This is a genomic window from Mesorhizobium sp. WSM4815 (assembly GCF_055811575.1).
In genome coordinates this window covers 630,678-651,386 of sequence record NZ_JBVVQS010000102.1, presented here as the reverse complement: position 1 = coordinate 651,386, position 20,709 = coordinate 630,678, and the positions used below count along the sequence as shown (strand labels likewise).

General features: G+C 63.0%; 19 protein-coding genes and 1 tRNA gene. 13 read left to right on the top strand and 7 right to left on the bottom strand.

Going from position 1 to position 20,709, the window contains the following annotated elements; genetic code table 11:
• Window positions 1-4: 4 nt before the first annotated feature.
• Window positions 5-298 (top strand): Dabb family protein, encoded by a 294-nt coding sequence (locus tag AC0L2B_RS31855; RefSeq protein WP_128174054.1) that lies wholly within the window; start codon window positions 5-7, stop codon window positions 296-298.
• On the opposite strand, the gene AC0L2B_RS31850 is transcribed toward AC0L2B_RS31855, so the two are convergent.
• The 4 genes from AC0L2B_RS31850 to AC0L2B_RS31835 form a co-directional block, all read right to left on the bottom strand.
• A complete protein-coding gene (locus AC0L2B_RS31850) occupies window positions 295-945 on the bottom strand; it encodes a glutathione S-transferase family protein (RefSeq protein ID WP_473748167.1) in 651 nt (216 codons plus the stop codon). The two genes, AC0L2B_RS31855 and AC0L2B_RS31850, sit on opposite strands and share 4 nt — an antisense overlap.
• Before the next feature lie 92 nt (window positions 946-1,037).
• A complete protein-coding gene (locus tag AC0L2B_RS31845; protein WP_473748166.1) occupies window positions 1,038-1,841 on the bottom strand; it encodes an alpha/beta hydrolase in 804 nt (267 codons plus the stop codon).
• Window positions 1,842-1,885: 44 nt separating this feature from the next.
• Complete coding sequence (locus AC0L2B_RS31840) at window positions 1,886-2,749, bottom strand: prephenate dehydratase (RefSeq protein ID WP_023802077.1); 864 nt, start codon at window positions 2,747-2,749, stop codon at window positions 1,886-1,888.
• A 27-nt stretch (window positions 2,750-2,776) separates the two neighbouring features.
• Window positions 2,777-3,505, bottom strand: coding sequence for a 3-deoxy-manno-octulosonate cytidylyltransferase (locus tag AC0L2B_RS31835; protein WP_473748165.1), 729 nt, complete (start codon window positions 3,503-3,505; stop codon window positions 2,777-2,779).
• 193 nt (window positions 3,506-3,698) lie between these two features.
• Here AC0L2B_RS31835 and AC0L2B_RS31830 point away from each other — a divergent pair, with 193 nt between their 5' ends.
• From AC0L2B_RS31830 to AC0L2B_RS31800, 7 genes are all read left to right on the top strand, one after another.
• Window positions 3,699-4,361 carry a c-type cytochrome gene (locus AC0L2B_RS31830; protein ID WP_287060216.1) on the top strand — a complete coding sequence of 221 codons (663 nt, stop codon included), beginning with the start codon at window positions 3,699-3,701 and terminating at the stop codon, window positions 4,359-4,361.
• Window positions 4,362-4,520: 159 nt separating this feature from the next.
• Window positions 4,521-6,398 carry an extracellular solute-binding protein gene (locus AC0L2B_RS31825; protein ID WP_473748164.1) on the top strand — a complete coding sequence of 626 codons (1,878 nt, stop codon included), beginning with the start codon at window positions 4,521-4,523 and terminating at the stop codon, window positions 6,396-6,398.
• Complete coding sequence (locus AC0L2B_RS31820) at window positions 6,398-8,284, top strand: extracellular solute-binding protein (RefSeq protein ID WP_473748163.1); 1,887 nt, start codon at window positions 6,398-6,400, stop codon at window positions 8,282-8,284. The genes AC0L2B_RS31825 and AC0L2B_RS31820 overlap by 1 nt, the downstream gene beginning before the upstream one ends.
• 174 nt (window positions 8,285-8,458) lie before the next feature.
• Complete coding sequence (locus tag AC0L2B_RS31815) at window positions 8,459-9,553, top strand: microcin C ABC transporter permease YejB (RefSeq protein ID WP_473748162.1); 1,095 nt, start codon at window positions 8,459-8,461, stop codon at window positions 9,551-9,553.
• Window positions 9,553-10,692 (top strand): ABC transporter permease, encoded by a 1,140-nt coding sequence (locus AC0L2B_RS31810; protein ID WP_473748161.1) that lies wholly within the window; start codon window positions 9,553-9,555, stop codon window positions 10,690-10,692. The genes AC0L2B_RS31815 and AC0L2B_RS31810 overlap by 1 nt, the downstream gene beginning before the upstream one ends.
• A complete protein-coding gene (locus AC0L2B_RS31805; protein WP_473748160.1) occupies window positions 10,689-12,320 on the top strand; it encodes an ABC transporter ATP-binding protein in 1,632 nt (543 codons plus the stop codon). Before AC0L2B_RS31810 ends, AC0L2B_RS31805 begins: the two co-directional genes overlap by 4 nt.
• A gap of 31 nt (window positions 12,321-12,351) precedes the next feature.
• Window positions 12,352-13,293 carry a 2-hydroxyacid dehydrogenase gene (locus tag AC0L2B_RS31800; RefSeq protein WP_473748159.1) on the top strand — a complete coding sequence of 314 codons (942 nt, stop codon included), beginning with the start codon at window positions 12,352-12,354 and terminating at the stop codon, window positions 13,291-13,293.
• Here the strand turns inward: AC0L2B_RS31800 and AC0L2B_RS31795 are convergent.
• Window positions 13,290-13,589 carry a hypothetical protein gene (locus AC0L2B_RS31795; protein WP_473748158.1) on the bottom strand — a complete coding sequence of 100 codons (300 nt, stop codon included), beginning with the start codon at window positions 13,587-13,589 and terminating at the stop codon, window positions 13,290-13,292. The genes AC0L2B_RS31800 and AC0L2B_RS31795 overlap by 4 nt on opposite strands.
• 251 nt (window positions 13,590-13,840) lie before the next feature.
• Here AC0L2B_RS31795 and AC0L2B_RS31790 point away from each other — a divergent pair, with 251 nt between their 5' ends.
• Together AC0L2B_RS31790 and AC0L2B_RS31785 are read left to right on the top strand one after the other, a co-directional pair.
• Window positions 13,841-14,851, top strand: a complete 1,011-nt coding sequence (locus AC0L2B_RS31790; protein WP_473748157.1) for a ligase-associated DNA damage response exonuclease — start codon at window positions 13,841-13,843, stop codon at window positions 14,849-14,851.
• 76 nt (window positions 14,852-14,927) lie between these two features.
• Entirely contained in the window at window positions 14,928-16,529 is a 1,602-nt protein-coding gene (locus AC0L2B_RS31785; protein ID WP_473748156.1) for a cisplatin damage response ATP-dependent DNA ligase, read from the top strand.
• A gap of 106 nt (window positions 16,530-16,635) precedes the next feature.
• Here the strand turns inward: AC0L2B_RS31785 and AC0L2B_RS31780 are convergent, their stop codons facing one another.
• Window positions 16,636-17,868 (bottom strand): hypothetical protein, encoded by a 1,233-nt coding sequence (locus AC0L2B_RS31780; protein ID WP_473748155.1) that lies wholly within the window; start codon window positions 17,866-17,868, stop codon window positions 16,636-16,638.
• Window positions 17,869-18,206: 338 nt separating this feature from the next.
• Between AC0L2B_RS31780 and AC0L2B_RS31775 the strand changes: the two genes are divergently transcribed.
• Window positions 18,207-18,282, top strand: a tRNA-Thr gene (locus AC0L2B_RS31775).
• A 125-nt stretch (window positions 18,283-18,407) separates the two neighbouring features.
• On the opposite strand, the gene AC0L2B_RS31770 is transcribed toward AC0L2B_RS31775, so the two are convergent.
• Window positions 18,408-19,535 carry a PQQ-dependent sugar dehydrogenase gene (locus tag AC0L2B_RS31770; protein ID WP_473748154.1) on the bottom strand — a complete coding sequence of 376 codons (1,128 nt, stop codon included), beginning with the start codon at window positions 19,533-19,535 and terminating at the stop codon, window positions 18,408-18,410.
• Between the two features lie 297 nt (window positions 19,536-19,832).
• On the opposite strand from AC0L2B_RS31770, the gene AC0L2B_RS31765 reads away from it, so the two are divergent.
• A complete protein-coding gene (locus AC0L2B_RS31765) occupies window positions 19,833-20,258 on the top strand; it encodes a globin family protein (protein ID WP_473748153.1) in 426 nt (141 codons plus the stop codon).
• A 65-nt stretch (window positions 20,259-20,323) separates the two neighbouring features.
• Entirely contained in the window at window positions 20,324-20,650 is a 327-nt protein-coding gene (locus tag AC0L2B_RS31760; protein WP_023802902.1) for a hypothetical protein, read from the top strand.
• Window positions 20,651-20,709: the final 59 nt, after the last annotated feature.

Below are 20,709 nucleotides of genomic sequence, written 5' to 3'. Positions count from 1 at the left end.
AAAAATGATCCGTCATACAGTGGTGTTCAGGCTGAAGCACAAGGAGAACTCGGCCGAGGAGGCAAAATTTCTGGCAGACGCCAAAATACTGGCGGCGATACCGGGCGTCGAGAAATTCGAGCAGTTGCGGCAGGTCAGCCCGAAGAACGATTATCGTTTCGGCTTCTCGATGGAGTTTGCCGACCAAGCCGCCTATTCCGGCTACAACGACCATCCCGACCACGTCGCCTTCGTCCGCGACCGTTGGATCCCGGAAGTCGCGGCGTTTTTGGAGATCGACTACGCGCCGCTGAGTTAAGTTGGTGACTTGCTGGTGAAAACCGCCAGTTGAGCGGTGAAAGCACGCTTGTAGGCGGGCCGGGCTTCGCCGCGGGCGACATAGGCGGAGAGGTTCGGATATTCGTCCAGTATACCCGACCCGCTCAACCTTAGCAGCACATGCACCATCATCAGGTCCCCGGCGCTGAACGCGCCATCGAGCCAGTCGGCATCGCCAAGACGACCGGAAAGCTCGCCCAGCCGGTCACGGATGCGATCATCGACCATAGGCAGGCGCTGTTCGTGCCAGGTCTCGTCGCGCTCCAGGAGCACGGCGGTTTGGCGTTCAAGGATCGGCGGCTCCACGGTGTTTAGCGCGGCAAACATCCATGAGATTGCGCGCGCCCTGGCATTCGCATCGTCTGGCAGCAGGCCAGCATGGCGCTCAGCGATATGGAACACGATCGCCCCCGACTCGAACAGCGCAAGATCGCCTTCCTCATAGGTCGGAATCTGCCCGAAAGGGTGAAGCGCGAGATGCGCGGGTTCGTTCATCGCTTTGAACGAAACAAGACGAACCTTGTAGGGCTGGCCGACTTCTTCAAGCGCCCAGCGAACACGCATGTCGCGCGCCAGTCCCCTGCCGCGATCGGGCGACTGTTCAAAGGCGGTGATGGTGGGGGTCATGGGCAGGCCTTCATCTCGTCGTCTCCCTTCTTCGGTTGCGGCAAGCAAAGGACGAATGTCGCGCCGGAATTCCGACATCTGCGAATTGTTTTTCAATCGCTCATGACCGCCGCGACGGAGGCACGTAGCGCTCCGGCGAAGTCGGGATGGTCATAGAGGTCGTTGTGGCCAGCCGCTATGGCGATGTGGCTGCGCAGGTCGCGGGCAGCCTCGCGCAGGGGCGCCGAACGCGCCGTAGGTACGATGGTGTCGTTCTCGGCGGTGATGACGGCCGTGGGCACATCGAGGTCGCGCAGAGATGCCGCTGCCTCCATGCGGTGCCGCAGCAAGAGGCGCACCGGCAGCCAGGGATAGTGGTGAGCGGCGAGTTCTCTCAGCGAATCGAAGGGGGTCACCATGACGATGCCGCGCAACGGCCGGGACGTCGCCAGATCGGCCGCAACCGCAGCGCCGATGCTAAGGCCGATGGCGAGGATGCCTGCTTTGGCATCGCTGGCCAGCTGGTCATGGGCGCGTCGGGCGTCCTCGAGCAGGGCGGCGGCCGATGGGCTGCCGCTGCTCGGCGCATAGCCACGGTAGTGCAGCGCAGCGACCTCATGGTCGGGAAATAGCTGGTGCAGCATGAAGGCAAGTGCGTCGGCGTTCCAGGCATTGCCGGCGAACCCCAGCAGCAGGGGGCGTGGCTCGGCCGGCGCCTGCCTTGCCGGCAGGCGGACCAGAACGACGCGCTCGCCATCCTCAGTCGCCAGTTCGACATGGCGTGCCCCAGCCGGCAGATCGGGTCCGAAAGCCGCAAGGCCGGCCGGAAAGATCAGCCAGGACTGGAGCACATACACGACCGCAACAATCACCGCATACAATCCAGCGACCGCGAGCGTCAGTTTCAGAAGCCACATCGCAGCAATGTCGCCCGATGCTCGTCACCTGGCAAGGTGCTGAGCTAGTCCGCCACCTTCCACTGCTCACGCGACTGGCTGGCCGGGTAGACGCCCAGAATCCGCATTTCGCGCGAGAAGAAGGCAAGCTCGTCGAGCGCCAGTTTTACCAGCGGATCGTCGGGATGGCCCTCGATATCGGCGTAGAACAGGGTCGCGGTGAATGCGCCGAGCTGGTAGCTCTCCAGCTTGGTCATGTTGATGCCGTTGGTGGCAAAGCCGCCCATCGCCTTGTAGAGCGCGGCCGGCACGTTGCGGACGCGGAAGATGAACGTCGTCATCATCCTGGCATCGGCCGAGGGACGTTCGGCCCACTGCCTGTTCCTGGTCAGCACGACGAAGCGGGTGACGTTGCTGTCGGTGTCCTCGACATTCTGCTCGATGATGTCGAGCCCATAGAGCGTCGAGGCCAGAGCCGGCGCCAGCGCCGCCATGGTGCGGTCCTTCAGCTCTGCGACCAGCTTGGCGGCGCCCGCCGTGTCGCCGGCGACCACCGGCTTCCAGCCGTTCTTGCGGATATATTTGCGGCACTGGCCGAGCGCATGGATGTGGCTGTGCACGGTCTTGATCTGGTCGCGCCTGACGCCCGGCAGAACCATCAGCTGGAAATGGATCGGCAGGAAATATTCGCCGACGATGTGCAGTTTCGATTCCGGCAGGAGATGATGGATGTCGGCGACGCGCCCGGCAATCGTGTTCTCGATCGGGATCATGGCGAGGTCGGCTTTGCCGGTCTCGACCGCGTTGAAAGCATCCTCGAAGGTCGGACACGGCAACGGCTCCATATCAGGGAACATGTTGCGGCAGGCGGTGTCGGAATTGGCGCCCGGCTCGCCCTGGAAGGCTATTCTGTTGGTTTTTTCAGGCATGCCAAATGTCTCAGGTGTCCAAATGTCTCAGGTTGAAAGGACGGTTCTGGCGCGTTGGAGATCGTCCGGCGTGTCGACGCCGAACGGCGCCGACTTTACGATCTCGGCATCGATGCGCATGCCGGCCTCGAGCGCCCGCAACTGCTCGAGCTTCTCGCGCCGTTCCAGCGGCGACGGTTGCAGCGCGACAAAGCGCTCGAGCGCTGAGCGGCGATAGGCATAGAGGCCAATGTGATGATAGAGCGGCCCATCGCCCCAGGGTGCGGTGGCGCGGGTGAAATAGAGCGCCCGCAGCCGTGTCTCCGACTGCGGCGAGCCGACGATCTTGACGACATTCGGATTGGTCTTCTCCTCGTCGCGGACGATCTCGATGCCAAGCGTGGCGATGTCGACCGTCGCATCCTCGAAAGGCCTCAGCGCGGCCTTGATGATGTCGGGATCGATGGTCGGCAGGTCGCCCTGCACATTGACGATGGTTTCGACCTTGCGCCCGGGATCCAGCGTGGCCAGCGCTTCGAAGATGCGGTCGGAGCCCGATTCGTGGCCGACGCGCGTCATCACCGCCTCGAAACCGTGCGTGCGCACCGCCTCCGCCACGCTCTGGGTATCGGTGGCGACCACCACCCGGCCGAGCCCGGCCTCGGCGGCGCGGCGGGCGACATGGACGATCATCGGAACGCCGGCGATGTCGGCCAGCGGCTTGCCCGGCAGGCGGGTCGAGGCCATGCGGGCCGGGATGAGGATGAGCGTGGACATCGGGTGATGAAGCATCCGAAAAAGAGGAAGGGAAAAGTGGCAAAAGGTCTCACTGGAAGCGCCCTTATAGGTGTTGCAACCCCAGAGCAAAAGACCTAGTTTCCGCCCGATTTGACCGCCTCGCGGGGTGGTTCACGATTACCGACGGACGGAGTGGACGGATCGGTCCGCCGGAAAAGGGAGCCTGGGGCGTATGGACTCTTTCGAAATCAACAAGCTGATCGGCGGCCTGCTCGGAACTGTGTTCGTCGTCTTCTCGGTCGGCATCATATCCGACGCGCTGTTCGCCTCCCCAGCACCGGAAAAACCCGGCTACGCCATCGAGGCGACCGAGGAGCCTGCCGAGGGCGGCCCGGCAGCCCCCGCCGAAGCCAAGCCGATCGCCGACCTCCTGGCCAACGCCAATGTCGAGGCGGGTGCGTCCGTGTTCAAGAAGTGCCAGGCCTGCCACACCGGCGAAAAAGGCGGACCGAACAAGGTCGGCCCTGATCTCTGGGATATCGTCGACCGTCCCATCGCCGAGCATGCGGGCTTCGCCTATTCGGCCGGCATGAAAGAGTTTTCCAAGGGCGGCGCGGAAAAATGGACGTACGACCACCTCAATAACTTTCTGCTTTCGCCGAAGAAGCTGGTGAAGGGCACGGCGATGGGCTTCGCCGGCCTGCCGAAAGACGAGGACCGCGCCAACGTCATCGCCTATCTGCGCACGCTGTCGGACAGTCCGAAGCCGCTGCCGACACCCGGCGCTTCGGCCGAGAATGCAGCCGCGCCCGCCGAAGGCGCGGCGCCGGCCAAGCCGGCAGAGGGCGAAGCACCGGCAGCCCCTGCTGCTCCCGCACCAGCTCCGGCGCAATAACGCAATTGTAATCGAAACATTCCTTGAAAAAGCCGGGTTCAGCCCGGCTTTTTCAATGGGAAAAGCGCATGTACGGCGACAAAGCCGGCCTGTCGCGGTTTTCATGAGCGTCAAATGAACTAGATTGTCCGCTAGCAGCTATCGCACAGAGGAGAAGGCATGACGGTTGGCCGAACGTTTCTCAAATCGATGCTGGTTGTGGCGGCTTTCGCCGGCGGCCTGCAGGCAGCCTTGGCGGACGAATGGCGCACCACCGCGTCGCTGATCGGCGACTCCAAATATGGCGACAACTTCCAGCACTATGATTACGTCAATCCGAACGCGCCGAAGGGCGGCTCGCTGAATTCGGTGGTGCTTGGCACGTTCGACAGCTTCAATCCCTACATCGTCCAGGGTTCCGCCGCGGCTGGATTCGCCCCGTTCGGCGGCGGATTGCTCTACGACACGCTGATGGAGCAGGCAACCGACGAAGGCAGTGTCAGCCATCCGCTGATCGCCGACGCCTACAAACATCCGGACGACTATTCGTCGGCAACATACCGCCTCGACCCGCGGGCCAAGTGGCATGACGGCAAGCTGATCACCACCGACGATGTAATCTGGTCGTTTCAGGTGCTGAAGGCCAACAGCCCGATGTACAGCCGCTATTTCGAGAATGTCACCGATGCGGTCGCGGTTTCCGATCGCGAGGTAGAATTCCATTTCGACCAGAAGGGCAACCGGGAGTTGCCCAAGATTCTCGGCGATCTCGTCGTGCTGCCAAAGCATTGGTGGGAAGGTACCGACGCCACCGGCAAGAAACGCGACGTCACCAGGCCGACGCAGGAGCCTCCGCTCGGCTCGGCCGCCTACAAGATCGCCAGCTTCAAGCCGGGCTCTGAAATCATCTGGCAGAGGGTTCCGGACTACTGGGCTGCCAAACTGCCGGTGAAGATCGGCCGCGAGAATTTCGACAGGCAGCGTTTCAGCTACTTTCTCGACGACAATGCCGCCTGGCAAGCCTTCACCAAGGGCGGACTGCATGACATCAGGCCAGAAAACAGTTCGAGGCGCTGGAACACCGCCTATAATTTCCCGGCGGTCCAGGCCGGCGACGTTATCAAGCAGGAATTCAAGACCGCCTCACCCGAACCGATGCAGGCCTTCATGCTCAACACGAGGCGTCCGCTGTTTGGGGATCGTCTGGTGCGCGCCGCGCTGACTTACCCGCTCGACTTCGAGGCCATGAATCGTACCTTGTTCTTCGGTTCCAACACCCGTACCAGCAGTTACTTCCAAGGCACCGAACTGGCATCGAGCGGCCTGCCGCAAGGTAAGGAGTTGGAAATCCTCGAGCCATATCGCGACAAGCTGCCGCCCGAAGTCTTCACCCAGGAATTCAAGCTGCCGGTCTACGACTCGCCACAGGCCGAGCGTAAGTATCTCAAGACTGCGGTCGATCTCTTCGCCAAGGCGGGCTGGGTGATCAAGGGCGGCAAGATGGTCAATGCCAAGACAGGCGAGCCTTTCAAGTTCGAAATCCTCGGCTGGAACGATACCGACCAGGTCCTTTCCAGTCCCTATATCGCCAATCTGCGCAAGATCGGCGTCGACGCCACGCTGCGGCTGATCGACCAGACCCAATACATCAACCGCGTCAACAATTTCGATTTCGACGTCACCATATCGCAGTTGGGGCAGTCGGATTCGCCTGGCAACGAGCAGCGTGACTTCTGGAGTTCCAAGTCCGCAGACACGCCTGGATCCCGCAACTACGCCGGGATCAAGAATCCGGTCGTCGATGCGCTGGTCGACCGCGTCATCTTTGCGACCGACCGTGACGATCTGGTTGCTGCCACCCATGCGCTCGACCGGGTGCTGCTGTGGAATTACTATGTTGTGCCGCAACACCATCGGTCGGTGGTCTGGATGGCCTACTGGAACAAGTTCGGCATCCCGGAAAAGCAACCGGCCTATAGCGGCGTCGACCAGAATTCCTGGTGGATCGATGCGGACAAGGAAAAGGCGCTGGCGGCAAAATACAAGAGTGGCAATTGATGGCGGCGCTCCCCCGCCGCGTCTCGCTGGCCCGCCGCGACTTTCTGGCCTTGGGCGTCGCGGCCACGACGGCAGCGCTGTTGCCCGGCCGCGCCTTCGCCGCCATCCCGACGGGGGTCAAGCTGCATGGTCTGTCGGCCTTCGGCGACCTCAAATATTCCCCAGGTTTCACGCATTTCGACTATGTCAATCCGGACGCGCCCAAGGGCGGCCAGATGAATTTCGCACCGCCGAACTCCACCTTCAATCAGAGCTTCCTGACGTTCAACACGCTGAATTCGCTGGTGTTGAGAGGGGAATCGCCGCCGCGCACCGAACTCTGTTTCGATTCGCTGATGGCTAGCGCACTCGATGAGCCGGATGCGGTCTATGGCCGGCTTGCCGAGTCGGTTACCTTGTCGCCGGACCGCAATGGCTTCCGCTTCAGCCTACGACCGCAAGCACGCTTCCATGACGGCTCGCCAATGACCGCGGAGGACGTCGCCTTCGCATTGAAGCTTTACAAGGACAAGGGCCATCCGAACCTCTCCCAGGCGTTGCGGCATATGACGGAAGCGGTTGCGGCCGATCCGGTTACCGTGGACCTCACCTTCAACGGCAAACAATCCGCGCAGAATATCCTTGCGATCGTCGCCATGCCGATCGTGTCCAAAGCCTTTTATACGGTCAATGATTTCGATGCCTCGACGATGACACCGCCGCTCGGCTCCGGACCTTACAAAATAGGGCGCGTGGCGGCCGGACAGACCGTCGAATATGAGCGCGTCGCCGACTATTGGGGCAGGGATCTGGCCGTGAACCGCGGCGTCTATAATTTCGACCGCATCCGCATCGATTTTTACATCAATCGCCAGGCAGCGTTTGAAGCCCTGAAGAAGGGGGACACGCATTTTCGCGAAGAATTTACCTCGCGGGTATGGGCAACCGGTTACGACTTTCCGGCACTGAAGGACGGCCGGGTCGTCAAACGCGAATTTCCCGGCGAGAAAACGCCGTCCATGCAGGCTGTCGCGCTGAACCAGCGTCGTGCTCAATTCCGCGATGTGCGCGTCAGACGCGCGATCGCCAATTGCTTCGATTTCGAATGGACCAAGCGGGTTCTGTTTTACGGCGCCTACGAGCGCTCGCAATCGAACTTCGAGCGGTCGGATTACAAGGCCGAGGGCCTGCCCTCGCCCGAGGAATTGGCCCCGCTTGAGCCGTTTCGAGCCGAGTTGCCGCCGGAAACATTCGGCGAAGCGGTGATGCAGCCTGTCTCCGACGGTTCGGGGCACGACCGCAAGCTGCTGCGCGCGGCTTCGAGACTGCTTGCCGAAGCCGGCTGGAAGCGGGCGGGCAATTTCGTCGTCAATGAACAGGGCGAGCCACTGCAGGTGGAAATGCTGGCCGAGGACGACGGCATCGTTCGGCTTTTGTCGCCGTGGGCGGAGAACATGAAAACGATCGGCATCGACGCTTCGATCCGGCAGGTCGATTCGACGCAATATGAACAGCGGCAGAGCAATTTCGATTTCGATTTCACCCTGCTCGCCTGGTCGATCGGGGCGACGCCGACTGCCGACGGCCTGGAGATACTCTACGATTCGCGGATGGCGAAAACGCCGGGGATGCGCAATTATCCCGGCACGGAAAGCAAGGCCATCGATGCACTGATCGAGGCAGCCGGCAAGGCGCAGAGCCGGATCGAACTGATCACGGCGCTCAAAGCACTCGATCGGGTCTTGCGCGCGCGGCTAGACTGGATTCCAACTTATTATCTCGCGAATCACCGAGTCGCCTATTGGGACATGTTCGGCTTTCCCGAGGAGAAGCCCGATTTCGGCTTTCCGGTCGAGGCGCTGTGGTGGTTCGACAAGGACAAGGCGGCAAAGATTGGCAAAGGGTAAAATGTTGCGCAGCACTTCACCCTCCCCCTTGTGGGAAGGGTCGGTGAGCAGTCCGCGCACTGCGCGGATGGCGAACCGGGGTGGGGGTGCCGGCGCATGCATTGACTTGAAAGCACCCCCACCCCGCTCCGCTTCGCGGATCGACCCTCCCCACAAGGGGGAGGGTAAAGACTGATGGGCGCCTATATCCTGCGCCGCATCCTGCTGATGATCCCGACCTTGTTCGGCATCATGGCAGTCTCTTTCGCCGTCATCCAGTTCGCGCCGGGCGGACCGGTCGAGCAGGTCATCGCACGGCTGACCAACCAGGGCGGCAGCGATCGCCTTGGCGGCGGCGGCGGTGACGCCAGCGCCAGCAATATCGACGTGGCCGGCGATGCCAGTTCGAGATATCGCGGCGCGCAAGGGCTCGACCCCGAGTTCATCGCCAAGCTGGAAAAGCAGTTCGGCTTCGACAAGCCGCCGCTCGAGCGCTTCGGCATGATGCTGTGGAACTATTTCCGGTTCGATTTCGGCGACAGCTATTTCCGCGACATTTCAGTGATCGATCTGATCCTGGAGAAGATGCCGGTGTCGATCTCGATCGGACTGTGGATCACGCTGCTGTCCTACCTGATCTCGATCCCGCTCGGCATCCGCAAGGCCGTCAAGGACGGCTCGGCATTCGACGTATGGACCAGCGGCGTCGTCATTGTCGGCTACGCCATTCCGGGCTTCCTGTTCGGCATCCTGCTAATGGTGCTGTTTGCCGGCGGATCGTTCTATGACTGGTTCCCGCTACGCGGCATCACCTCCGACAATTGGGACCAGTTGTCCTGGCCGGCGCGGATCGTCGACTATCTCTGGCACATGACCTTGCCGCTGACGGCGCTGGTGCTGTCGGCCTTCGCCACCACGACGCTGTTGACCAAGAATTCGTTCCTCGAGGAAATCCGCAAGCAATATGTGGTGACCGCGCGCGCCAAGGGTCTGTCGGAACGGCGGGTTCTCTACGGTCACGTCTTCCGCAACGCCATGCTGATCGTCGTCGCCGGCTTTCCCGGCGCCTTCATCTCGGCCTTCTTCACCGGCTCGCTGCTGATCGAGAACATCTTTTCGCTCGACGGGCTCGGCCTGCTCGGTTTCAGGTCGGTGGTCGAGCGCGACTATCCGGTGGTGTTCGCCAATCTCTACATCTTCTCGCTGCTTGGCCTGATCGTCGGGCTGCTGTCCGACCTGATCTATACCTGGGTCGACCCGCGCATCGACTTCGAGCGGAGGGACGTCTGATGGCCGGGGCCGCAGCCGAAACGGCGCCGGGCCGGAGCGCACGGCCCTGGCTGTCGCCGCTCAACCAGCGGCGGCTGCAGAATTTCAGGGCCAACCGGCGCGGCTACTGGTCGTTGTGGATCTTCCTCGTGCTTTTCGTGCTGTCGCTGTTTTCCGAATGGATCGCCAACGACAAGCCGGTGCTCGTCTCCTACAAGGGCGAAATCCTGTTTCCGGTCGTCGTCGCTTATCCCGAGGAGAAGTTCGGCGGCTTTTATGCGGTCACCGACTATCGCGACCCGGTCATCCAGGACGAGATCAATGCTCATGGCTGGATGATCTGGCCGCCCGTCCGCTACTCCTACCGGACCGTCAACAACGCCATTCCCGAGGCCGCCCCAACCAAGCCGTCTTGGCTCTATGACACCAAGACACGTTGCAACCAGTATCCGCAAGGCGGCGCCGACCCCAATTGCGTCGTCGGCAACTGGAACTGGCTGGGCACCGACGACCAGGCGCGCGACGTGCTGGCGCGCGTCATCTACGGATTCAGGGTCTCGGTGCTGTTCGGCCTGATCCTCACCGCCGGCTCGGCGGTGATAGGCGTGACGGCCGGCGCATTGCAGGGTTATTTCGGCGGCTGGACCGACCTTCTGTTCCAGCGCTTCATAGAAATCTGGTCGGCGATCCCGGTGCTTTATCTGCTCCTCATCGTCGCCGCCATCCTGCCGCCCGGCTTCTTCATCCTGCTCGGGCTGATGCTGCTGTTCTCCTGGGTGGCGCTGGTCGGCGTGGTGCGGGCCGAGTTCCTGCGCGCCCGCAACTTCGAATATGTCAACGCCGCGCGCGCGCTGGGCGTACCCAACGGTACTATCATGTTCCGGCATCTGTTGCCCAACGCCATGGTGGCGACGCTGACCTTCCTGCCCTTCCTGCTCAGCGGCTCGATCTCGACGCTGACCTCGCTCGACTACCTTGGCTTCGGCCTGCCGCCCGGCTCGGCCTCGCTGGGCGAGCTTCTCAAGCAGGCGCAGCGCAACCTCAACGCGCCATGGCTGGGCATTTCCGGCTTCGTCGTCATCTCGCTGATGCTGTCGCTGCTGGTCTTCGTCGGCGAAGCGACCCGCGACGCCTTCGATCCGCGCAAGACGTTCAGATGAGCGAAGCCCCTCTCCTCTCCGTGCGCGATCTCAGCGTCGCCTTCGCGCAGGAAGGCCGCCAGTCGATGGCCGTCGACCACATCTCCTTCGACATCGCCAAGGGCGAAACAGTGGCGCTGGTCGGCGAATCCGGCTCCGGCAAGTCGGTCTCGGCGCTGTCGGTGCTGAAGCTGCTGCCCTATCCGGCCGCCAGCCATCCGTCGGGAAAAATCCTGTTCCAGGGCGCCGATCTGCTCGCTGCCGACGAGAAGGCATTGCGCCGCGTGCGCGGCAACAAGATCACCATGATCTTCCAGGAGCCGATGACCTCGCTCAACCCGCTGCACACGATCGAGCAGCAGATCGTCGAGGTGCTGACGCTGCACCAGGGCCTGGGTGACCGCCAAGCCAAGGCGCGCACTCTGGAGCTGCTCAACGAGGTCGGCATCCGCGAGCCGGAGAAGCGGCTCGACGCTTACCCGCACCAGCTTTCCGGCGGTCAGCGCCAGCGCGTCATGATCGCCATGGCGCTGGCCAACGAGCCGGAACTGCTGATCGCCGACGAGCCGACGACCGCACTCGACGTCACTGTGCAGGCGCAGATCCTCGAGCTGCTCGCGGAGTTGAAGAGCCGCAAAGGCATGTCGATGCTGTTCATCACCCACGATCTCGGCATCGTCAGAAAGATCGCCGACCGGGTCTGCGTGATGACCAAGGGCAGGATCGTCGAAACCGGGCCGACGAAAGAAATCTTCGCCAACCCGCAGCACAGCTATACGCGGCATTTGCTTGCCGCCGAACCCAAGGGCAAGCCGCCCGCCGCCAACGCTGCTGCCAGGCCAGTGATGACCGGCCAGGACATAAAAGTCTGGTTTCCGATCAAGAAAGGCTTTTTCCGGCGCACCGTCGACAATGTGAAGGCGGTCGACGGCATCGACGTCACCGTGCGCGCCGGCCAGACGCTCGGCGTCGTCGGCGAATCCGGCTCGGGCAAGACGACGCTCGGCCTGGCGCTGGCCAGGATGATCTCGTCGACCGGGACCATTCAGTTCGATGGGCGCGATATCAACGAGCTGTCATTCAACGCCATGCGGCCGCTGCGGCGCGAGTTGCAGATCGTCTTCCAGGATCCGTTCGGGTCGTTGAGTCCGCGCATGTCGGTCTCCGAGATCATCGAGGAAGGGCTGAAGATCCACGAGCCGAAACTGTCGCCCGATGAGCGCGACAATCGCATTGTCGATGTGCTCGGTGAAGTCGGGCTCGATCCCGCCACGCGCAATCGCTATCCGCACGAGTTTTCCGGCGGCCAGCGCCAACGCATCGCCATCGCCCGCGCCATGGTGCTCAACCCGCGCTTCGTCATGCTGGACGAGCCGACCTCGGCGCTCGATATGAGCGTGCAGGCGCAGGTGGTCGACCTTCTGCGCAGCCTGCAGGCGAAGCACGACCTCGCCTATCTGTTCATCAGCCACGACCTGAAGGTCATCCGTGCGCTTGCCAACGACGTCATCGTCATGCGCAATGGCAGGATCGTCGAGGCCGGCCCGTCCGAACAGATTTTCGAACGGCCGCAGACCGACTATACCAAGGCGCTGATCTCGGCCGCATTCAGGATCGAAACGGCGCCGGTCGGCATCGTCAGCGAGTAGGCTGTACCGCATAAAGGAAAAAGAACCCGCCATGGAAAAAGGCCGTGTCCTGCTTGCCCTCACCGGTATCCATCCAGGCCGTTGGCGCGAACTCTTGGCGGCCGAACGCGAGGTGGTGCTCGAGCCGGAAGGCGCCAGCGATCCTTCGATCACCTATGCGGTGGTTTGGAAGCAGCGGCCGAACCTTCTGTCGTCCCTGCCCAACCTGCGCGCGGTCTTTTCGATCGGCGCCGGCGTCGACCACATCTTCGCCGATCCCACCTTGCCCGACGTGCCGATCGTCAAGGTCGTGGCCGACAATTTGACCCAGTACATGACCGAATATGTCGTCTGGCGGGTGCTCGATCACCATCGGCAGGGCCTGCTTTACCGGTCGCAGCAGCAAAGGAAGATCTGGCACGAGTCGCCGCAGCGGCCGGCCGGCGACATCTCCATCGGCATCATGGGGCTCGGCACGCTTGGCCGCGCGGCGGCGTCGGTGCTTTTGTCGCTCGGCTTTGCGGTCAATGGCTGGTCGCGCAGCGACAGGCCGGTGAAAGGCGTTTCGACCTATGCCGGCGAGGCCGGATTGATCCCCTTCCTCAACGCCACCGATATCCTGGTGGTGCTGTTGCCGCTTACGCCGCAGACGCAAGGCATCATCAATTACGGCGTGCTGAAGGAGTTGAGGAGACGCAACGGCCTCGGCGGCTCAGTGCTGATCAACGCCGGGCGCGGCAAGTTGCAGAAGGACGCCGACATTCTGCGTGCGCTGGAGGACGGCACGCTGAAGGAGGCGAGCCTCGACGTGTTCGAGGTCGAGCCGCTGCCGAAGACCAGCCGGCTGTGGAGCCACCCGAAAGTGTTCGTGACGCCGCATGCGGCGGCGACCTCCGATCCCGTGCATCTGGTGCCGATCATGCTGCGCCAGATGGCCGCCTTCGAGCGCGGCGAGAAGCTCGAGAACGTCGTCGATCGCAACGCCGGGTATTAACCCGGCTTGCCGCATTCGCGGCGGGCGATCGACCGGTTCATGGCGTCGATCCGGCCGCTTGCCTGTTCGACGTCGCGCTGGGCCTTGGAACGGGCGTCCGGCGTGAACGGGCCGAGGCCCACCCCGGGATCGGAGAAGGACGGCTTGGCATCCAGTGGAAGGCGGTATTGCTGCGCCAGCCGGTTTCGTTGCGCCAGCAATTGATCGCAAGGCACGCTGTCATATTGCAGCGAGGACTGGACATTCGCGTCCTGTCGCTCGGCAATCGAGGTGCCGACGCAACCGGCTATTGCCAAGCAAGATGCCAAGACCACCAAGTTCCAGCGCATGCAACGTCCTCCGTGTGTCAGTGTCCTGCCCTTTCGGGCACGCGAATCCGACTTTTTCGCAGCCGCCGCCACGCGTGGCGCAGGTGAACGAAAAGGGTCGCCGGACAAGGCCTGATGCGATTTCGTGATGGAGATCCCGCCGGCAGTTGCCTGTATGCCGAGTCAGCAGTCACTTGCAACAGGCTTCCCGCGCCGGAATTAGCAACTATCTTGGAGCCATGCGCGCCAGCGACCTGCTTCACCCTCGGCCCGAGGGCCTTTATTGCCCGCCCGGCGATTTCTTCATCGATCCGGTGCGGCCGGTCAGCCGGGCGCTGATCACACACGGCCATTCCGACCATGCCCGTTCCGGCCACCGCTCGGTGCTGGCTACACAACAGACGCTGGACATCATGCGGCTGCGGTACGGCGAGGGTTTTGCCGGGACGACGCAAGCGGCAGCACTTGGTGAGGCGATTGCGCTGAACGGCGTCACCGTAACCTTCCATCCGGCCGGCCATGTGCTGGGCTCGGCGCAGATCGAGGTCGTGCATCAGGGCTCATGCATCGTCGCTTCGGGCGACTACAAGCGCCAGAGGGACGCGACTTGCGAGCCGTTCGAACCGGTCAAGTGCGACGTGTTCATCACCGAGGCGACTTTCGGCCTGCCGGTGTTCCGTCATCCGCCCGATACCGAAGAGATCGCCCGGCTGCTGAAATCGACGGCGCAGTTTCCCGAACGCGCGCATCTGGTCGGCGCCTATGCGCTCGGCAAGGCGCAGCGCGTCATGCGCTTGCTGCGCGACGCCGGCTACGACAGGCCGATCTATATCCACGGCGCGCTGGCCAAGCTCAGCGACTACTATCAGAGCCAGGGCATCGAGCTCGGGACGCTGGAGCCGGCGACCGTCGAAAGCAGTGGCAAGGAGGATTTCACCGGCGCCATCGTCGTCGGCCCGCCATCGGCTTTCGCCGACCGCTGGGCGCGGCGCTTTCCCGATCCGATCTCGTGCTTTGCCTCCGGCTGGATGCGCATCCGCCAGCGCGCCAAGCAGGGCGGCGTCGAGCTGCCGCTGATCGTTTCCGACCATGCCGACTGGGACGAACTGACCGCCACGATAAGGGAAACCGGCGCGGAGGAAATCTGGGTGACGCATGGCCGCGAGGAGGCCCTGGTGCGCTGGTGCGAACTCGAAGGCATGGCTGCCAGGCCGCTGCATCTCGTCGGCTATGAGGATGAGGGCGATTGATGGTGGTCACGGCCGATGTAGCGCTTCACGGCGGCGCGACAGAACGCAAGGCTGGCCCATTGGCGCGGCCCGCATTATGAACCGCTTCGCCGAACTCCTCGACCGCCTCGTGCTGACGCCGTCGCGCAACGGCAAGCTGACGCTGTTGAGCGATTATTTCCGCAGCGTCGAGGATCCGGATCGCGGTCTGGCGCTGGCTGCCATCACCGGCGACCTGACCATCGCGGCGGTCAAGCCGGCGATGCTGCGCGCGCTGGTCATGGAGCGCATGGACCCGGTGCTGTTCGGCTATTCCTACGACTATGTCGGCGACCTGGCGGAGACGGTGTCGCTGGTCTGGCCGCAATCGCCGGCGGATATCGCCAACCATGAGCCGACGCTCGCCGAGGTCGTCGCGAAATTGCAGGCGGCGAGCCGTTCCGACGGGCCGAAGGTGCTGGCCCGGCTGCTCGACAGCGCCAGCATCTCGGCGCGCTTCGCCATCATCAAGCTGGTCACCGGCGGCCTGCGCATCGGCGTTTCGGCGCGATTGGCCAAGCAGGCGCTGGCCGATCTCGGCAAGGTCGACGTCGCCGAGATTGAAGAACTCTGGCATGGGCTGACGCCGCCCTATGCCGAGCTGTTCGCCTGGCTGGAGGGCAAGGCGGAAAAACCCAAAAAGACAGCGCTGGCGCTGTTCCGGCCGGTGATGCTGTCCAACCCGATCGGCGACGGCGACCTCGAAAAGCTCGATCCGGCCGACTATGCCGCCGAGTGGAAATGGGACGGCATCCGCGTCCAGGCGGTATCGGAAGGCGGTGTTCGCCGGCTCTACTCGCGCACCGGCGACGATGTCTCCCGGGCTTTTCCTGACCTCGCAGAGGCGATGGATTTCTCCGCCACCCTCGACGGCGAGCTTCTGGTCGGCGATCCCCGGCAGGCGACCGGCACGTTCTCGGACCTGCAGCAGCGGCTGAACCGCAAGAGCGTGACACCGAAGATCCAGCAGCAATACCCGGCCTTCATGCGCTGCTACGACGTGCTTCAGATCGGCGACGAGGACTTGCGCATGCATCCTTTCCGCGAGCGGCGCGGCCACCTCGAAGCCTTCGTGCAGACGCTCGATCCGAGCCGCTTCGATCTCTCGCCGCTGGTCGAATTCAACGACTGGCAGGCGCTGGAGGAATTGCGCCGCAAGCCGCTGCATCCGGTCATCGAAGGCGTGATGCTGAAGCGCTGGGATTCGCCCTATCTCACCGGCCGGCCGAAAGGCCCATGGTTCAAATGGAAGCGCGATCCGCACACAATCGACGCCGTGCTGATGTATGCCCAGCGCGGCCACGGCAAGCGTTCGAGTTTCTATTCCGATTACACGTTCGGCGTCTGGTCCGGCCCGGAAGGATCGGAGGAACTGGTGCCGGTGGGGAAAGCCTATTTCGGCTTCACCGACGAGGAACTGAGGCAGATCGACAAATATGTCCGCGACAACACGATCGAGCGCTTCGGCCCGGTCCGCTCGGTGCGGGCCGACCGCAGACAGGGCCTGGTGATGGAGGTGGCGTTCGAAGGGCTCAACCGCTCGACACGGCACAAATCCGGTGTCGCCATGCGCTTTCCGCGCATTTCACGGCTGCGCTGGGACAAGCCGGCGGCCGAAGCCGACCGCATCGAGACGCTGCAGGCGCTGCTCGATAGTTAGAGCGACGTGCGTCCAATTGGACGCACAAAGTACGCTCTAACAGTTATAATCTACGCATCGTGCTTTCCGAAAATCGATTCCGATTTTCGGGCCGATGCGTTGAGCTCTACGGAACAATCGCGACGCGGATCTCGTAGATGTCGACCGACTTGCCCTGCTTGTCGAAGTCGGAATTGATGGCGATGGTGCCGGCAGCGCCCGGACGTTTGTCGGGAAACCGCACATCGAAGAGGTATTCGTTGCGCTCGTGACCGACCGCGTAGCGCTTGCGGCCGCAGTCGCCGAGTTCGCCGAAATTGCAGTCGACGGAGATCTGCGTCTCCTGGCCCTCCTCGGAGCGGGCGATGATGTCGAACGTGGCCTGCTTGCCGGCGAGTTTGTCCAAGACCCCTTGCTCGACGTCGAAGCTGATCGCCGAACCGGAGGCGCCCGACCGGATGCGCAGGAAAGAACCGCTGTCGTCCTGCATGACTTCGGCCTTGGCGTCCGAAGGCGCGCTGACAAGCGTCGGGTCGCTCGGTGAAAACACATTGATCCAGTCGCGCGCCTCATCCGCCTCGCCGGCGTTCAGCGGCGGGGCCGTGTCGCCTGGCGGCGTGAAATCATCGTCTTCCACCGTCGGTGGCGTTTGCGGCGGGGCGGTGTCGAGTTCGGCCGCCGACTTGAAGACGCCGGTCTGGGCAGCGAAATAGAGGCCGATGCCGGCGGCTGCAAGCAGCGTCACGCCGAGGAAGATCGCGGTGAGAGGCAGGCGGGGACCTCTCACCCGCCTGTCGTCGCGGTCGGGCATCACCTCTGCGTCGCCGTCCCCGGCCGATTGGGGGGACGACAAGTCGATCTCCGGAGCATCGGGAAAAGCCGCTTCGGGCATGATGTCGGGAACGACCGGCAAGACGCGCGAGCGCGGCGCATCGGAAGCTGGGGGTGCGTCGGAAGCAGGAGGCGCGACCGATGCAGGAGGCTCAGCCGGACCGTCGACAACGACCTCAGACGGCGGCGCCGGTTCAGCGTCGGCGCCGGCATCCGGTTCGGCATCGGCCTCGGGTTCGGCATCGGCTTCGCTGCCAGCCGGCTGCTCCACAGCCGGTGCTGCAGCGTCGTCATCGGTCGGCCGGCCGACAGCGGGAACCGCCGGCAGGAATTCGGATTCGATTTCGGTTATCTTGGCCTGCACCGCCTTGCGGCGCTTGATGGCGACTTCCACCGTCACGTTCGGGTTGGCCTGCAGGGCACGATCAAGCGCGGCGAAGGCCGATCGGTACACCCGCTCGCGAAACGCGCGGTCTTCGGCATTGCCTTTCTCGAAGGCATTCCGGATCGCTTTTTCGATCGCGTCCAACGGGGACCCCCTGCACGTATGGTCACATTGTCATGATCGTTAGCCGCAGGCGACCGATCAATCAACGGGCCAGCGGCCGCATTCTGCCTTGGCGATGCATCGAAAGCCGATTTCGGCGGTTTTCGGTAAAAGAATCAACATTTTTCGCCGGTTTCCCGATGCATCGCCAACACGACAAGCACAACCTGGCGTTGAGGCTTCGCGCAACCGCATGGCCGGTCGGAGGGGCGGTCGCTTATAGGCCCGGGATGAGCCGACACGAATTGCCAAGTCCCATCTTGAATTTGTGGCGGGTTGCGTCTATCACCCAGCGCATCTTGGAGGCCTTGGCTTCCCGGGCCGCTTTAGCTCAGTTGGTAGAGCACATCATTCGTAATGATGGGGTCAGGTGTTCGAGTCACCTAAGCGGCACCACTAATTCCCTGATATCATTTCGCTTTCTGTCGTATCGAAACGCAACGTTTCGAATGATTTAAAAGTGTGGCAAAAAGTGCGGCAGCGATGATGTTCGGCCCTTTCCCAAGCGCCACCGCGCGGCATCACTGCGACGCTGCCGGCGTCAGTCGCAATATCTTTCCCGCTGGTTCGTCAGTCAACGCCATGATCGCGCCGTCGGGAGCCTGCATCACGTCCCGGATACGCCTGCCGAGAGCGAGGACTTCCTCGCCGGCGACCTGCTTTCCGTCGATCCTGACACGAACGATGCCTTCCGCCGACAGTCCGCCAATCAAGAGGTCGCCGCGCCAATCGGCAAACATGTCGCCGGTGTAGAAGGTCATGCCGGAAGGGGAGATGACGGGTGTCCAGCTATGGATGGAGTCGGCAAACTCCGGCCGCGTCGACGGTTCGGGGATGCGTTCGCCCGAATAGTGCCGGCCCCAGCTGACCACGGGCCAGCCGTGATTCCTGCCCGCTTGCGGAATGTTCAGCTCATCGCCGCCGAGCGGTCCCATTTCCGCCGTCCAGAGCACGCCGGTTTGGGGATGGAGCGCAGCACTTTGCACGTTGCGATGGCCGTAGGACCAGATCTCGTCGGCGCCGTCCTTGCCGACGAAGGGATTGTCGTCAGGCACGGAACCATCGGGGTTGATGCGGACGATCGTGCCGAGATGATTGTTCGGGTCCTGCGCCTCTCGCATCTTGCCGCGCTCACCGAACGTGACGAAGAGCTTGCCATCCGGCGCGAATACCAGGCGGGAGCCGTAGTGCAGCCGGCTGGACACGGCTGGTTCCTGCCGGAAGATCACTTCGAAGTTCGAAAGCTCGCTGCCGTTCTCGTCCAGGCGTCCACGGCCGACCGAGGTGGCCGCGCCGCCGCCGCGTTCCTCCGAATAGGAGAGATAAACCGTCCGGTTGTCGGCAAAGTCCGGATCGAGCGCCACATCCAGCAGACCGCCTTGTCCGCTGGCAAGGACGTCCGGCACACCGTCGATCGGGTCGGAAACGGCCCCGTCGGTCGAGACGAGCCGCAGGCGCCCCGGACGCTCGGTGACCAGCAACGCGCCGTCGGGCAGGTAGGTCGCGCCCCAGGGATGCTCGAGCCCTTCGGCAAAGGTCTGGACCGCAACGCGGCCTGTTTCGCTCTCGATGCTGCTGTCCTGCGCGAGCGTGGTCGAGGGCGCACCGAAGGCGAGAAGAAAAGACGAAGCAATGAATATCCGCAGCATGATTTCTCCATCCGAACGGAGGCATAGGGGAGGAGCCGCCGGCTCCCCGATATAATGACCGACTGCCGATGCAGTTCCAAGCTGGCGCCGCGCCCCAGGTTTTCAGCTATGGCCAGGTCGAGGTCCGCGAGAGTTCGGCCTGGCACTCTCGGCGTGCCTCTAGATAAAGAAGTCAAATGAGCGCGAACTGAAAACCAATTGAGACACAACTGAAACACATCCAGGCGCAGGCGACATGCATGCGAAACGCTTTGGGGCGATGGTCGCCGCAAGAGCAGGAACGCAGGAGCGTCGCCGATGACACCCGACCAGACCAGACTTGTCCAGGACAGTTTTCGCGAGATCGTGCCGATCCGCGTGGCCGCCGCCGCGCTGTTCTACGAGCGCCTGTTCGCGATCGACGCGGATCTTCGCGCGCTGTTTCCGGTGACAGACATGACCAAGCAAGGCGCCAAGCTGATTGCGAGCCTCGGCTTCGTCGTGCATGGACTGGACCGTGCCGACACCATCCTGCCGACGGTGCGCGTGCTCGCCAGGCGTCACGTGACTTACGGTGTCGAGGAGCGTCATTACCCGATCGTCGGGCAAGCGCTCATCGAGGCGCTGGCAGCCGGCCTCGGCACGGCTTTTACGCCGGCTGTCCGCGAGGCTTGGGAGGCGGCCTACGGGTTGCTCGCCAGCGTAATGATCGCGGCTGCCCGTGAGGATCAGCTCGCCGCGTAATTTTTGGGGATGCAGCCGCAGGCGACCACCCACCCAAACGACAATTCCAAATGGAGAGAAACTCGATGTTCAGATACACAGCACTTGCGGCGCTTTGCGTCGTGGCAGGTTCCGCTTCTGCCGGCGAACTCACGGCCCGTCAGGGTGGGACCGTCGATCTCGGCAATTTTCATGGCGTCGTCTACTACACCGAGGCGGAGGACGGCTATCGGGTGGTCACCACGATGGCGGCGGGCGAAGAAAACCTGCCGGTACGCTTCGTCGCGACCCTCAGTGAGGGCCAGGCATTCGTGATCTCGGTTCCCGGCGAATTGGCAGGGGCCGGACAGGCACTCGAAATCTCGCGCGCCAAAGGCAAGCTGGTTGTCGCGGAGGTGGAGTCCACCCAGTAACGGGTTGAAAGTTGACGTCGCGACGCAACCGGGTAGTCTGCGCCCGCTTCCGCGTCTTC

Excerpts from the sequence above, each read along its gene's own strand:
- AC0L2B_RS31840 (WP_023802077.1), bottom strand. The coding sequence starts at position 2,749 with ATGCCTGAAAAAACCAACAGAATAGCCTTCCAGGGCGAGCCGGGCGCC.
- AC0L2B_RS31835 (WP_473748165.1), bottom strand. The coding sequence starts at position 3,505 with ATGTCCACGCTCATCCTCATCCCGGCCCGCATGGCCTCGACCCGCCTG.
- AC0L2B_RS31790 (WP_473748157.1), top strand. The coding sequence starts at position 13,841 with ATGCGCGCCAGCGACCTGCTTCACCCTCGGCCCGAGGGCCTTTATTGC.
- AC0L2B_RS31855 (WP_128174054.1), top strand. The coding sequence starts at position 5 with ATGATCCGTCATACAGTGGTGTTCAGGCTGAAGCACAAGGAGAACTCG.
- AC0L2B_RS31850 (WP_473748167.1), bottom strand. The coding sequence starts at position 945 with ATGACCCCCACCATCACCGCCTTTGAACAGTCGCCCGATCGCGGCAGG.
- AC0L2B_RS31845 (WP_473748166.1), bottom strand. The coding sequence starts at position 1,841 with ATGTGGCTTCTGAAACTGACGCTCGCGGTCGCTGGATTGTATGCGGTG.
- AC0L2B_RS31770 (WP_473748154.1), bottom strand. The coding sequence starts at position 19,535 with ATGCTGCGGATATTCATTGCTTCGTCTTTTCTTCTCGCCTTCGGTGCG.
- AC0L2B_RS31785 (WP_473748156.1), top strand. The coding sequence starts at position 14,928 with ATGAACCGCTTCGCCGAACTCCTCGACCGCCTCGTGCTGACGCCGTCG.
- AC0L2B_RS31815 (WP_473748162.1), top strand. The coding sequence starts at position 8,459 with ATGGGCGCCTATATCCTGCGCCGCATCCTGCTGATGATCCCGACCTTG.
- AC0L2B_RS31765 (WP_473748153.1), top strand. The coding sequence starts at position 19,833 with ATGACACCCGACCAGACCAGACTTGTCCAGGACAGTTTTCGCGAGATC.
- AC0L2B_RS31760 (WP_023802902.1), top strand. The coding sequence starts at position 20,324 with ATGTTCAGATACACAGCACTTGCGGCGCTTTGCGTCGTGGCAGGTTCC.
- AC0L2B_RS31800 (WP_473748159.1), top strand. The coding sequence starts at position 12,352 with ATGGAAAAAGGCCGTGTCCTGCTTGCCCTCACCGGTATCCATCCAGGC.
- AC0L2B_RS31830 (WP_287060216.1), top strand. The coding sequence starts at position 3,699 with ATGGACTCTTTCGAAATCAACAAGCTGATCGGCGGCCTGCTCGGAACT.
- AC0L2B_RS31825 (WP_473748164.1), top strand. The coding sequence starts at position 4,521 with ATGACGGTTGGCCGAACGTTTCTCAAATCGATGCTGGTTGTGGCGGCT.
- AC0L2B_RS31820 (WP_473748163.1), top strand. The coding sequence starts at position 6,398 with ATGGCGGCGCTCCCCCGCCGCGTCTCGCTGGCCCGCCGCGACTTTCTG.
- AC0L2B_RS31810 (WP_473748161.1), top strand. The coding sequence starts at position 9,553 with ATGGCCGGGGCCGCAGCCGAAACGGCGCCGGGCCGGAGCGCACGGCCC.
- AC0L2B_RS31805 (WP_473748160.1), top strand. The coding sequence starts at position 10,689 with ATGAGCGAAGCCCCTCTCCTCTCCGTGCGCGATCTCAGCGTCGCCTTC.